This is a genomic window from Actinomycetospora aurantiaca (assembly GCF_037401875.1).
GTDB classification, from domain to species: domain Bacteria; phylum Actinomycetota; class Actinomycetes; order Mycobacteriales; family Pseudonocardiaceae; genus Actinomycetospora; species Actinomycetospora aurantiaca.
The window spans coordinates 219,784-231,943 of the sequence record NZ_JBBEGN010000003.1 but is presented as its reverse complement, the minus strand read 5'-3'; the positions used below and the strand labels follow the sequence as shown (position 1 = coordinate 231,943).

Genomic DNA, 12,160 nt, shown 5'->3' with positions numbered 1-12,160 from the left:
GGTCGACGTCGGGGCGTGACCGGCGTCCTACCGCCGTGATTAGTGTCGGGGCATGGCGATCGCGCACGTCCGCCCGGCCACCCCCGACGACGCCGCCGCCGTCACGGCGGTGCAGCGGGAGGTCTGGACGACGGCGTGGGCCGGCTTCCTGCCGCCCGGGCTGACGGAGGGTTTCGACGACGAGGCCGTGGCCGCGGCCTGGTCGCGCGCCGTGGACGGCCTGCTCGTGGCCACCGAGGGCGACACGGTCGCCGGCTTCGCGCTGGCCGGTCCGGCCCCGGCGGAGGACCTCGCGGACGCCGTCGGGGCCCTGCCCGAGGACGCCGGGTCGGTCGGGCTCGTCGCGACGCTGCTGGTCTCGCCCCGCTGGGGCCGCCGCGGGCACGGCGGGCGGCTGCTCGTGACGGCGGCCGCGGCGCTGCGGGACGCGGGCGCCGTGCGTGGGGTGACGTGGGTGCCGGAGCGCGACCCGGCCTCGCGCGCCTTCTACGCCCGCGCCGGGTGGGAGCCGGACGGCACCGTGCGCACCCTCGACGCCGGCGGGCGCCCGCTGCGCGAGGTGCGGCTCGGCGGCCCGCTGGACCTGGAGTTCGCCGTCCGCCCGACCGCCGAGGACCTGGGCCTGCCGCTGCTCTGAACGGCGGCACCCCGCAACCCACGAACGGGCCGTTCGTCACGATCTACCGTGACGAACGGCCCGCTCGTACGGATCGGGAGCGGCCTCAGTCCAGGTCGAGGACGGACTCGAGCCCCACCGTGAGCCCCGGGCGCGAGCCCACCGAGCGGACGGCCAGCAGCACGCCCGGCATGAAGGAGGCGCGGTCGAGCGAGTCGTGCCGGATCGTCAGGGTCTCCCCCGCGCTGCCGAGCATGACCTCCTGGTGCGCGACCAGCCCCGCCATCCGCACCGCGTGGACGTGGACGCCGTCGACGGTGGCGCCGCGGGCGTGGTCCGGGTCGTGCGTGGTGGCGTCCGGTCCGGGACCGAGCCCCGCGGCGGCGCGCGCCTCGCCGATCATCTGCGCCGTGCGGGTCGCGGTGCCCGACGGCGCGTCCGCCTTGTTCGGGTGGTGCATCTCGACGATCTCGACGGAGTCGTAGAACCGCGCCGCCTGCGCCGCGAACCGCATCATCAGCACCGCGCCGATCCCGAAGTTCGGCACCACCATCAGGCCGAGCCCGGGAGCCGCGTCGAGCCGGCCCCGCAGCTCGTCGAGGACCTCCGTCGTCATCCCGCTGGTCCCGACGACGCCGTGGATGCCCTGCTCGACGAGGTACCGGACGTTGTCGGCCACCGCGGTCGGGTGGGTGAAGTCCACCGCCACCTGCGTGCCGGCGTCGGCCAGCGCGGAGATGGGGTCGCCCTCGTCGACGGCGGCGACCAGCTCGAGGTCGTCCGCCTCGGAGACGACCCGGCACACCTCGGACCCCATGCGGCCCCGGGCGCCCAGCACGCCGACACGGGTCATTCCGCCACCTCGCGCACCTCGTCGGGAAGATCGTCGGCGTCAGCGTAGGGCCCGACGACGGCGGCCGTGACCGGCGCGTCCAGCAGCTCCGCGGCGAGCGACGAGACGTCGTCCACCGACACCGCCGCCACGCGGGCCAACGCCTCGCCGAGGTCGAGCGGGGTGCCCGGACCGTCCAGCTCGCGGCGGCCGAGCCAGCTCATCCGCGACGACGTGTCCTCGAGCCCCAGCACGTACTCGCCCCGCAGCTGCCCGTGCGCCCGCGTGAGCTCCTCCGGGGTGACGCCGTGCCGGGCGAGGTCGGCGAGCTGCGTGCGCAGCACCCCGGCCGCGGTGCCCAGGCGGTCCGGGGCGCAGCCGACGTACACGCTGAGCACGCCGAGGTCGGAGTAGCCCGTGGCCGCGGAGTACACCGAGTACGCGAGTCCGCGGCGCTCCCGGACCTCCTGGAACAGCCGCGAGCTCGTCCCGCCGCCGAGCACGGTGGAGAGGACCAGCTGGGCCTCCCACCGCGGGTCGCCGCGGCGCACCGACGGCACCCCGAGCATCAGGTGTGCCTGCTCGGTGTCGTCCTCGCGCACGGAGAGCCGCTGCGCGGGAGCCGGCACGACGACGGGGGTGTCCGGCCGGTGCCCGGCCGCGGCGGCCGCACCCGTGAGCCGGCCCGCGAACGCGGCCGTGACCGCGTCGAGGACGTCGGCGTGCACGACGTTGCCCGCCACGGCCAGCACGGAGCGCTCCGGCGTGTAGTGCGCGGCGTGGAACCGGGCGAGGACCTCCCGGGACATCTCGGCGACCGACTCCTCCGAGCCCACCACCGGGCCACCCAGGGGGTGGTCGCCGAGCAGCAGGTCGTCGAAGTCGTCAGTGAGCAGGTCCTCGGGGTCGTCGTCGCGGCCCGCGATCTCGGAGAGCACCACGTCGCGCTCGATCTCGACGTCGGGCGCGGCCATGACGCCGTCGAGGACCACGTCGCACACCACGTCGACCGCGAGCGCGAGGTCGGAGTCGAGCACGTGCGCGTAGAAGCAGGTGTGCTCCTTGGAGGTGAACGCGTTCAGGTCACCCCCGACCGCGTCGATCTCCTCCGCGATCTGCCGGGCCGTGCGCCGCGAGGTGCCCTTGAACAGCAGGTGCTCGAGGAAGTGCGCGGCGCCGCGGGCGGCCGGGTCGAAACCCGGCTCGTCCCGTGACCCGACGTCCACCCACAGCCCGACCGACGCCGACCGGGCGCCGGCCACGTGCTCGGTGACCACCCGAAGGCCCCCGGGCAGCACGGTGCGTGCGACGCCGGGGGCCGGGTGCTCGGTCCCGAGGGACTCTGCCGTCCGTGCCGTCCGTGCTGCCGTGCTCAGGAACGGCCTCCACCGATGGCGCCGGTGGCGGCCTCCTCGGCGGGCGGGGCGCCCGCGCCCTCGGCGCCGGTGCCCTGGGGGGCACCGTCGGTGGCCGGGGCCGCCGCGGCGTCCGTGCCGTTCGCGGCCACGTCCTCCTCCTTGACCGGCAGGAGGCTGATCTTGCCGCGGTTGTCGATGTCGGTGATCTCGACGCGAATCTTGTCGCCGACGTTCACCACGTCCTCGACCTTGCCGATCCGCTTGCCGCCACCGAGCTTCGAGATGTGGACCAGGCCGTCGCGGCCCGGCACCAGCGAGACGAACGCGCCGAAGGCGGCCGTCTTGACGACGGTGCCGAGGTAGCGCTCGCCGATCTTCGGCATCTGCGGGTTCGCGATGGCGTTGATCTTGTCGACCGCCGCCTGGGCGCTGGGACCGTCGGCCGCACCGACGTAGATCGTGCCGTCGTCCTCGATGGAGATGTCGGCGCCGGTCTCCTCGGTGATCGAGTTGATCATCTTGCCCTTCGGGCCGATGACCTCGCCGATCTTGTCGACCGGCACCTTCACCGTGGTGATGCGCGGCGCGTAGTCGCTCATCTCGTCGGGCGCGTCGATGGCCTCGGCCATGACGTCGAGGATCGCGAGGCGGGCGCCGCGGGCCTGGGTCAGGGCCTTCGCGAGCACCTCGGAGGGGATGCCGTCGAGCTTCGTGTCGAGCTGCAGCGCCGTCACGAAGTCCTTGGTGCCCGCGACCTTGAAGTCCATGTCACCGAAGGCGTCCTCGGCGCCGAGGATGTCGGTGAGGGCGACGAAGGTGTCCTTCCCGTCGACCTCGCCGGACACCAGGCCCATCGCGATGCCGGCGACCGGCGCCTTCAGCGGCACCCCGGCGTTGAGCAGCGACATCGTCGAGGCGCAGACCGACCCCATCGACGTCGAGCCGTTGGAGCCGAGGGCCTCGGAGACCTGCCGGATCGCGTAGGGGAACTCCTCGCGGGTCGGCAGGACCGGCACCAGCGCCCGCTCGGCGAGCGCGCCGTGGCCGATCTCGCGGCGCTTCGGCGAGCCGACGCGCCCGGTCTCGCCGGTGGAGAACGGCGGGAAGTTGTAGTGGTGCATGTAGCGCTTCGTCGTCTCCGGGGTCAGGGAGTCGATCGACTGCTCCATGCGCAGCATGTTCAGCGTGGTGACGCCGAGGATCTGGGTCTCGCCGCGCTCGAACAGCGCCGAGCCGTGCGCCCGCGGGATGACCTCGACCTCGGCGGCCAGCGGCCGGATGTCGGTGACGCCGCGACCGTCGATGCGGAAGCCCTCGGTGAGGATCTTCTTCCGCACGGTCGACTTGGTGAGCGACCGGAACGCCTCGCCGATCTCCTTCTCGCGGCCCTCGAACTTCGGGGCGAGCTCGGTGACCAGGCGCTCCTTGACGGCGTCCTGGGCGTTGTCGCGCTCCTGCTTGCCCGCGATCGCCAGGGCCTTGTCCAGCTCGTCGCCGGCCGCGGAGGTCACGGCGTCGAGCACGTCGGACTGGTACGGCGGGAAGGTCGGGTAGTCCTTCGTGGTCGTCCCGAGGCTCGTGTAGAGCGCCTGCTGCGCCTCGCAGAGCGTGCGCAGGAACGGCTTCGCGGCCTCCATGCCGGCGGCCACGATCTCCTCGGTGGGCGCCTGGGCGCCGCCGGCGACCAGCGAGACGGCCTTCTCGGTCGCCTCGGCCTCGACCATCGAGATCGCGACGTCGGAGCCGTCGGAGGTGATCGATCCGGCGATCACCATGTCGAACACGGCGTGCTCGAGCTGGTCCCAGGTGGGGAACGCGACCCACTGGCCGTCGATCAGGGCCACGCGGGTGGCGCCGACCGGGCCCTCGAAGGGCAGGCCGGAGATCTGCGTGGAGGCCGACGCGGCGTTGATCGCGAGGACGTCGTACGGGTCCTTCGGGTCCAGGCTCTGGACCGTGACCACGACCTGGACCTCGTTGCGCAGGTTCGCCGCGAAGGTCGGGCGCAGCGGGCGGTCGATGAGCCGGCAGGTGAGGATCGCGTCGGTCGAGGGGCGGCCCTCGCGACGGAAGAACGAGCCGGGGATGCGCCCGACCGCGTACATGCGCTCCTCGACGTCCACCGTGAGCGGGAAGAAGTCGAAGTTGTCCTTCGGCCGCTTCGACGCGGTGGTCGCCGAGAGGAGCATCGTCTCCTCGTCGAGGTACGCCACGACGGAGCCGGCGGCCTGGCGCGCCAGGCGCCCGGACTCGAACCGGATGGTGCGGGTGCCGTAGGCGCCGTTGTCGAGCACGGCGGTCGTCTCGTGGACACCGGTCTCGGTGTCGACGACGGCGGGGGTGGCGGAGTTCGCCATGGGTGGTCCCTCCGGGGGATCGGGTGACGAGTCCCCGCGGCCTCCGCGGCTCCACCGACGTGACCGGTCTTCGATCGAAGCGCCCGGAACGCGTGTTCCGGGAGCCACTGTCGAGGACCGGGCCTGTTCGGGCGAGCCGCCGCGGGGCGGGGCTCGGGTCTTCAGGTGTCCGGATGTGGGTCGGGCCGCCCGCGCGGTGCGCGGGCGGCCCGGGTGGTCTAGCGGCGCAGGCCGAGACGCTCGATCAGCGACCGGTAGCGCGTGATGTCCACCGACGCCACGTACTTCAGCAGCCGGCGGCGGCGACCCACCAGCAGCAGCAGGCCGCGGCGGGAGTGGTGATCGTGCTTGTGCATCTTCAGGTGCTCGGTGAGCTGGATGATCCGCTGGGTCAGCAGCGCCACCTGGGCCTCGGGGGACCCCGTGTCGGTGGTGTGCACGCCGTACTCGGTGAGGATCGACTTCTTCTGCTCGGTGCTCAGGGCCACGTCGGTGGTGCTCCTCGTGAATTCTCGGTCGTACCCGGGCTCGTGATCGCCCGGTACCGTGTGCGGTCCCGGAGGGCCCGTGCGGGCCACGTCCGGCGGTCCGGCCGCCACGGACCGCAGCCGGATCGTGGTCCAGTCTACCGGCCGGGTCCGACACCCTCGTGCCCGCCCACCAGCGGGAACCGCGCGAGCACCCGGTAGGGGGTGCCGCTTGCGACGAGGACCATGTCGGCCGGGCTCCACGACGGTCCGTGGTGGCCCTGCAGCGCCTCCAGCGCCGGACCCCTCCCGCGGGCCACCGTCAGGTGGGCGACGTGCTCGGCCGGGTCGGCGCCGACCGCGGCCAGGAGGCGCTCCCAGCTCGCCCCGTCGTCGGGACGGACCCCGAGCCACAGCGCGCTGCCGAACATGCCGGCGCCGCCGCAGCGCAGGGTCGGGCGGTCCGCGGCGACGAGCCGGTGGCGCAGGTCGGCGGCCACCTCGTCGGGGTCTGCGTCCGGGTGGAACCGCAACGTGACGTGCCGACGCTCCCGGGCGACGGGGCGCCAGCGGGTGGGGTCGAGGCCGGCGAGGGCCTCGTCCGCCGCGGCGTTCACGGCCTCGTCCGGGAACACGGCGACGAACAGCCTCACGGGATCCCGAGCTGCTTCCGGGTGGTGGCCACGTCGCCGTCCATGGCGGTGATGAGCTCCTCGACCGAGTCGAAGCGCTCCATCCCGCGGACCCGGCCGACGAACTCGACGCCGACCCGCTGCCCGTAGAAGTCCTCGGAGTGGTCGAGCACGAAGGCCTCGACCGTGCGCACCTGTCCGGAGAAGGTGGGATTGGTGCCGACGGAGACGGCGGTCGGCAGCCGCTGCCCGTCGCGGATGAACCAGCCCGCGTACACCCCGTCGGCCGGGATCGCGGCGTGCGCGGTCGCGGCGACGTTGGCCGTCGGGTAGCCGAGCTCGCGGCCCCGCTGGTCCCCCTTGACCACGACGCCCTCCACCAGGTACGGACGCCCGAGCGCGTCCGCGGCGGCCTCGACGTCGCCCGCGGCGATGCAGCTGCGGATGTAGGTGGAGGAGTACGTCACCGTCCGGCCGCGGTCGCCGTCGGCCACGAGGTCCAGCCCCGTCGCCTCGAACCCGAACCGCTGCCCCAGCCGCTCCAGCTCCGGCACGTCGCCCGCGGCGCGGTGGCCGTAGGTGAAGTTCTTGCCGACCACCACGGCCGAGGCGTGCAGCCGGTCCACCAGGAGCTCGTGGACGAACTCGTCGGGCTCGACCCGTGCGAAGTCCGGGGTGAACGGCAGCACCCAGAACGCGTCGACGCCGAGTTCGGCGACCAGGTCGGCGCGCCGGGCCAGGGTGGTCAGCTGCGCCGGGTGCGTCCCCGGCCGCAGGACCTCGCTGGGGTGCGGGTCGAAGGTGATCAGCGTCGTGGGCAGGCCGCCGAGCTCGCGGGCGCGCTCCACCGCGTACCCGATCAGCTGCTGGTGGCCGCGGTGCACCCCGTCGAACACGCCGATCGTCACCACACAGCGGCCCCAGCCCGGGGGGACGCCGTCTCGACCGCGCCAGCGTTGCACGTGGGTCGCGCCTCTCCTGTGCGTGTGCGGTCTCGTCCGGTGCGCGCCCAGCCTACGGCCGCGCGCCCGGGGGTTCCCGGCGGCCGGTCCCGACTCACCTGCGCGTGCCCCGAGTGCGACACCTGGCAGCTCCGGGCGTCCCGGAACCTGCGTGACGCAGCACTCGGCGCGGCCTCATCCCGCCGGCGCCACCCCACGCCACCGAGTGCGACACCTGGCAGCTCCCGGCGCCCCGGAACCTGCGTGACGCAGCACTCGGCGCGGGCCTCACCCCGCCGGCGCGAGCACCAGGACGGGGCGGGCGCGGCCCTCGGTGTCGGCGACCAGGCCGACGACGTGCCCGTCGGGCCCGAAGACCGCCGCCGTGCCGGGCGTGCCGGTGGGCGGCAGCGGGCGGCCGTGGGCGAGGTCGTCGGCGCCCGCCGCGTCGACGTCGCGGCGCGGGAAGGCCGTGGCGGTCGCGGCGTCCAGGTCCAGCGACAGGCTCGCGCGCCCCGCCTCACCGTCGGCCTCCGCCACCAGGGTGTCGACGTCCCGCGCGTGCTCCAGGGTGAACGGCCCGACGCGCGTGCGGCGCAGCGCCGTGAGGTGCCCGCCCACCCCGAGGCCCGCGCCGAGATCCCGGGCGAGCGCGCGCACGTAGGTGCCCGACGAGCAGTCGACGAGCACGTCGAGGTCGAGCACGGCGTCGCCCGGGCGCCGCACCAGCACGTCGAACCGCCCGACGTGCACCGGCCGCGCCGCCAGCGCGACCTCCTCCCCCGCCCGCGCCCGCTCGTAGGCCCGGCGCCCGTCGACCTTGATCGCGGACACGGAGCTCGGCACCTGCTCGATGTCGCCGGTGAGCGCCGCGACCCCCGCGTCGACGGCGGCCTCGTCGACCCCGCCCGCGTCGGCCGTCGAGACCACCTCGCCCTCGGCGTCGTCGGTGGTGGTGGCGGCGCCGAGCCGGATCGTGGCGAGGTAGGTCTTGGTGTCCAGCGCGAGGTGGCCGAGGAGCTTCGTCGCGCGCTCCACGCCGAGGACCAGCACCCCGGTGGCCATCGGGTCGAGCGTGCCGGCGTGCCCGACCTTCCTGGTACCGACGAGGCGGCGCACCTTGCCCACCACGTCGTGCGAGGTCCAGCCGGCGGGCTTATCGACCACCAGCAGGCCGGGCGGCGGGGGCGGACTCTGTCGGCGCTGCGGGCCTCGGGCGTTCATCGCACGGCATCATCCCCGAGCGCACTGAACGGGATCGACACCGCCGGGACGGGGGCCGGGGCCGGCACGTCGTCCGGCCCGTGGCTCCATACCGGCGTCGCGGCCAGCCACGCCCGCCCGGGCGGCTCGGCGCCGTCCTCCCACGGCACCGCGAGCCAGCCCGCGGTGGTGGCCGTCGCGGGGTCACCGGTCCACACCAGCACCACGTGCCGCAGCCCGGCGGGCTCGTCGAGCGGGTGCCGGGGCGCGGGCAGGCCGTCGAGGGTGAGCTGCCCGCCCGCCGGGACGTAACCCGCCCCGTTCTGCTCGGCGGCGGCCGCGCGGACCTCGCCCTGCCAGCGCAGCACCGCCCAGTCGGGCGCCGGCCCGTGCTGCGGCGGCGCCTTCATCAGGTGCAGGGTGACGCCCTCATGGGCGAGCACCAGCGAGTTCCACGGCGCCGCGATCCGCACCTCGCGCTCCGCCCACTCCGGCGCCACCGCGAGCAGCCGGGAGCGCAGGTTCTCCGACGAGGTGAGCCCGAGCGTCAGCGCCGTGTCACCGGCGACCCGGGGGTCGTGCCGGGCGACGTTGCGCTCCCACACGGCCGCCACGGCGTCCTCGAGGAGCCCGAGCACCCCCACGGCCCGCCACCGGTCGCGCATCTCCCGCAGCCACGCGACCGCCCCGGCGTCTCCCCACCTCGACGGTCGAGCTCCGCTGCGCTCCGTCTCCCACGTCCCACTCACGGGTGCAGGAGAGCACGACCCCCCGACAGTCTCAGGTCTTCGGACCGCCCGCGACGTAGATGACCTGGCCGGACACGTAGCCGGCGCGCTCGTCGACGAAGAACGACACCATGTTCGCGATGTCCTCCGGGACCCCGACGCGCTGCACCGGGATCTCCTTCGCACGGGCGGCCTGCCACTCCTCCCAGTCCTGCCCGAGGCGCTCCGCGGTCGCCCTCGTCATCTCCGACGCGATGAAGCCGGGGGCGACGCAGTTGGCCGTGATGCCGAAGCGGCCCAGCTCGATCGCCAGGGTCTTCGTGAAGCCCTGCAGACCGGCCTTGGCCGCCGAGTAGTTCACCTGCCCGCGGTTGCCCAGCGCCGAGGTCGACGACAGGTTCACGATCCGCCCGAAGCCCTCCGAGACCATGTGCCCCTGGACCGCGCGGGTCATCAGGAACGAGCCGCGCAGGTGCACGCCCATGACCTGGTCCCAGTCGGACTCGGACATCTTGAACAGCAGGTTGTCCCGCGTGATGCCGGCGTTGTTGATCAGAACGGTGGGCGGGCCGAGCTCCGCGACGATCCGCTCCACCGCGGCGTTCACCGCGTCGGCGTCCGAGACGTCCGCGCCGACCGCGATCGCCCTGCCCCCGGCCTCGGTGATCGCGTCCGCGGTGCCCTTGGCGGCGGACTCGTCCAGGTCGATCACCGCGACGGCCATCCCGTCGGCGGCCAGGCGCAGCGCGGTGGCGGCACCGAGTCCGCGCGCGGCGCCCGTGACGACGGCGACACGAGTGGTGGGAGCGGTCATGGCAGGCGGACCTCCAGGAACTGATCGGTAGCCGCCCCATCCTGCACCCGCGGAGTTCGCGACGGCTGGTGGGCCGGGTCACGCCCTCCCGGTCACGACCCAGGCGTCGCCCCGCGCCCGGAGTCCCACCCCGACCGCCCGGCCCAGCATGAACAGCGACAACCCGGCCCAGACGCCGGCGAGCCCCCAGCCGAACGCGAGCGAGGCCCAGATCGCGGGCAGGAAGCCCACGAGCGCGCAGCTGAGCGTCAGGCGGCGCAGGAACGCCGCGTCCGCCGCCCCGAGCAGCACCCCGTCGAGCGCGAACACGAACCCGGCGACCGGCATCAGGGCCACGAAGAACCACCACGCGGCGGGGATCGTGGCCAGCACGGCCGCGTCCGGGGTGAACACCTGCGGCAGGACCCCCGCCAGCGCCGCGAAGACCACGCCGGCCACCACCCCGAGTGCCAGGCCGTACCAGGTGACGCGCCGGGTGACGTCGCGGAGCGACGACGTCGCCGACGCACCCAGCGCCGCCCCGACCAGTTGCTGGGCGGCGATCGCCAGCGAGTCGAGTACCGTCGCCATGAAGGTCCAGAGCTGCAGGACGACCTGGTGGGCCGCCACGGACGCCGTCCCGAACCGGGCGCACACCGCCGTCGCGGACAGGAAGCACGCCTGGAAGGCGAGGCTGCGCAGCAGCAGGTCGCGGCCCAGGCCCAGCTGGGCCCGCAGGTCGGCAGGCACCGGTCGCAGGGTCACGCCCAGGCGCACCGACTCGCGCACCAGGGCGGCGACGAAGAGCAGCAGCACGACCGTCTGCGCCCCGACGTTCGCGATCGCGGAGCCCTCCAGCCCCAGGCCGGCCCCGTGCACGAGGATCGGGCACGCGATCGCGGACGCCCCGTTGCCCGCCAGCACCACGACGACGGGGGCGCGGGTCGACTGCACCCCGCGCATCCAGCCGTTGCCGGCCATCGCGACGAGGATGCCGGGCGCGCCGCAGAGCGCGATCCGCATCCAGTCGACGGCCTCGTCGGCGAGCGCGCCGCCGCTCCCGAGCGCCTCGGCGACCGGCCGTGCGACGACCTGGCCGACGGCGATCACGACGACGCCGGCGAACACCGCCAGCCACGTCGCCGCCACGCCCTCGGCGATCGCCCGGTCCCGCCGTCCCGCTCCGAAGGCCCGCGCGGCGCGGGCGGTGGTGCCGTAGGCGAGGAACGTCCCCAACGACGAGACCTGGGCGAGCACCACCGCCCCGACGGCGAGCGCACCCAGCGGCAGCGCCCCGAGACGCCCGACGACGGCGGTGTCGACCAGCAGGTACAGCGGCTCGGCGACGAGCACGACGAGGGCCGCCGCCGAGAGCGACAGCACCCGGCGCGGCCCGGCGTCGAGCGAGGTCACGAGCGCGTGTCGAGTTCCTCGTCGTCCAGCGAGTCGTCCAGCGAGTCGTCCAGCTCGTCCAGCTCGTCGTCGTCCTCGTGCGGCTTGCGGTAGGGGTCCGCCTCGCCGGCGTAGGCGGCGCCGGCCGCGAGGGAGGCGACCTGCTCGTCCGCGGCGCGGGCCCCGGCCAGCAGCTCCTCCATGCGCGCGGCGCCCTCCGGCACCTCGTCGGCCACGAACGTGATCGACGGCGTGTGCCGGATGCCGGTCTGGCGGCCGACGGCCGTCCGCACGACCCCGGTCGCGCTGTGCAGCGCGGCCGCGGAGGCGTCGCGGTCGGTGTCGTCGCCGTAGACGGTGTAGAAGACCGTGGCCTCACGGAGGTCGGCCGTCAGGCGGGCGTCGGTGATCGTCACCAGCTTGAGCCGCGGGTCCTTGACCTCGTGCTCCAGCGTCGAGGCGACGATCTGGATGACCCGCTTGGCGAGGCGCCGGGCGCGGGGTGCATCGGCCATCTCGGCCTTCCTCCAGGCGATCGGATCAGTCGTCGTGCGGACCCAGCCACCGGGTCCGCGCGGAGAGCACCTGGAACTCCGGATGGGAGCTCACCAGGCGCTCGCAGTGGTCGAGCACGTCACCGACGTGCTCGGCGTCCGCGGCCACCACCGCCACGCCGATCAGGGCGCGGCGGTGGAGGTCGAGGTGTCCGGCCTCGGCGACCGAGACCGCGTACTTCCGCTTGAGCTCGGCGACGACCGGTCGCACCACGGAGCGCTTCTCCTTGATGCTCCCGACGTCGCCGAGCAGCAGGTCGAGCTCGAGCACACCTACGAACACGAGA

Annotated in this window: 13 protein-coding genes; 1 reads left to right on the top strand and 12 read right to left on the bottom strand. The window is 74.4% G+C overall.

Annotated elements, in window-relative coordinates:
- Positions 1–52 precede the first annotated feature (52 nt).
- Positions 53–637, top strand: coding sequence for a GNAT family N-acetyltransferase (locus tag WCD74_RS08925; protein ID WP_337694492.1), 585 nt, complete (start codon positions 53–55; stop codon positions 635–637).
- Between the two features lie 85 nt (positions 638–722).
- On the opposite strand, the gene dapB is transcribed toward WCD74_RS08925, so the two are convergent.
- The 12 genes from dapB to WCD74_RS08865 all read right to left on the bottom strand — a co-directional run bounded on the left by dapB (position 723) and on the right by WCD74_RS08865 (position 12,156).
- On the bottom strand, positions 723–1,469 hold the full coding sequence (dapB, locus tag WCD74_RS08920) for a 4-hydroxy-tetrahydrodipicolinate reductase (RefSeq protein WP_337694491.1): 747 nt from the start codon (positions 1,467–1,469) through the stop codon (positions 723–725).
- Positions 1,466–2,746, bottom strand: a complete 1,281-nt coding sequence (locus tag WCD74_RS08915) for a M16 family metallopeptidase (RefSeq protein WP_373696046.1) — start codon at positions 2,744–2,746, stop codon at positions 1,466–1,468. The genes dapB and WCD74_RS08915 overlap by 4 nt, the downstream gene beginning before the upstream one ends.
- Positions 2,747–2,820: 74 nt before the next feature.
- Positions 2,821–5,163, bottom strand: a complete 2,343-nt coding sequence (locus WCD74_RS08910) for a polyribonucleotide nucleotidyltransferase (protein ID WP_337694489.1) — start codon at positions 5,161–5,163, stop codon at positions 2,821–2,823.
- A gap of 218 nt (positions 5,164–5,381) precedes the next feature.
- Positions 5,382–5,651, bottom strand: coding sequence for a 30S ribosomal protein S15 (gene rpsO / locus WCD74_RS08905; protein ID WP_337694488.1), 270 nt, complete (start codon positions 5,649–5,651; stop codon positions 5,382–5,384).
- A gap of 137 nt (positions 5,652–5,788) precedes the next feature.
- On the bottom strand, positions 5,789–6,283 hold the full coding sequence (locus WCD74_RS08900) for a 2'-5' RNA ligase family protein (RefSeq protein WP_337694487.1): 495 nt from the start codon (positions 6,281–6,283) through the stop codon (positions 5,789–5,791).
- Complete coding sequence (locus WCD74_RS08895; protein WP_337694486.1) at positions 6,280–7,224, bottom strand: bifunctional riboflavin kinase/FAD synthetase; 945 nt, start codon at positions 7,222–7,224, stop codon at positions 6,280–6,282. The genes WCD74_RS08900 and WCD74_RS08895 overlap by 4 nt, the downstream gene beginning before the upstream one ends.
- Positions 7,225–7,491: 267 nt before the next feature.
- Positions 7,492–8,427: a tRNA pseudouridine(55) synthase TruB gene (truB, locus tag WCD74_RS08890; protein ID WP_337694485.1), complete on the bottom strand. Its 936-nt coding sequence runs from the start codon at positions 8,425–8,427 to the stop codon at positions 7,492–7,494.
- Positions 8,424–9,155 carry a hypothetical protein gene (locus tag WCD74_RS08885; RefSeq protein WP_337694484.1) on the bottom strand — a complete coding sequence of 244 codons (732 nt, stop codon included), beginning with the start codon at positions 9,153–9,155 and terminating at the stop codon, positions 8,424–8,426. Before WCD74_RS08885 ends, truB begins: the two co-directional genes overlap by 4 nt.
- A gap of 31 nt (positions 9,156–9,186) precedes the next feature.
- Positions 9,187–9,948, bottom strand: coding sequence for a 3-oxoacyl-ACP reductase FabG (gene fabG / locus WCD74_RS08880; protein WP_337694483.1), 762 nt, complete (start codon positions 9,946–9,948; stop codon positions 9,187–9,189).
- A 78-nt stretch (positions 9,949–10,026) separates the two neighbouring features.
- Positions 10,027–11,340: an MATE family efflux transporter gene (locus WCD74_RS08875; RefSeq protein ID WP_337694482.1), complete on the bottom strand. Its 1,314-nt coding sequence runs from the start codon at positions 11,338–11,340 to the stop codon at positions 10,027–10,029.
- Positions 11,337–11,834, bottom strand: a complete 498-nt coding sequence (gene rbfA, locus WCD74_RS08870) for a 30S ribosome-binding factor RbfA (RefSeq protein WP_337694481.1) — start codon at positions 11,832–11,834, stop codon at positions 11,337–11,339. The genes WCD74_RS08875 and rbfA overlap by 4 nt, the downstream gene beginning before the upstream one ends.
- A gap of 25 nt (positions 11,835–11,859) precedes the next feature.
- The gene (locus tag WCD74_RS08865) at positions 11,860–12,156 is read right to left on the bottom strand and encodes a DUF503 domain-containing protein (RefSeq protein WP_337694480.1); all 297 of its coding nucleotides are present in this window, start codon (positions 12,154–12,156) and stop codon (positions 11,860–11,862) included.
- Positions 12,157–12,160 lie beyond the last annotated feature (4 nt).

What these genes read in the sequence shown, in the direction of transcription:
- rbfA (WP_337694481.1), bottom strand. Translation starts at nt 11,834, where the DNA reads ATGGCCGATGCACCCCGCGCCCGGCGCCTCGCCAAGCGGGTCATCCAG.
- WCD74_RS08910 (WP_337694489.1), bottom strand. Translation starts at nt 5,163, where the DNA reads ATGGCGAACTCCGCCACCCCCGCCGTCGTCGACACCGAGACCGGTGTC.
- truB (WP_337694485.1), bottom strand. Translation starts at nt 8,427, where the DNA reads ATGAACGCCCGAGGCCCGCAGCGCCGACAGAGTCCGCCCCCGCCGCCC.
- fabG (WP_337694483.1), bottom strand. Translation starts at nt 9,948, where the DNA reads ATGACCGCTCCCACCACTCGTGTCGCCGTCGTCACGGGCGCCGCGCGC.
- dapB (WP_337694491.1), bottom strand. Translation starts at nt 1,469, where the DNA reads ATGACCCGTGTCGGCGTGCTGGGCGCCCGGGGCCGCATGGGGTCCGAG.
- WCD74_RS08925 (WP_337694492.1), top strand. Translation starts at nt 53, where the DNA reads ATGGCGATCGCGCACGTCCGCCCGGCCACCCCCGACGACGCCGCCGCC.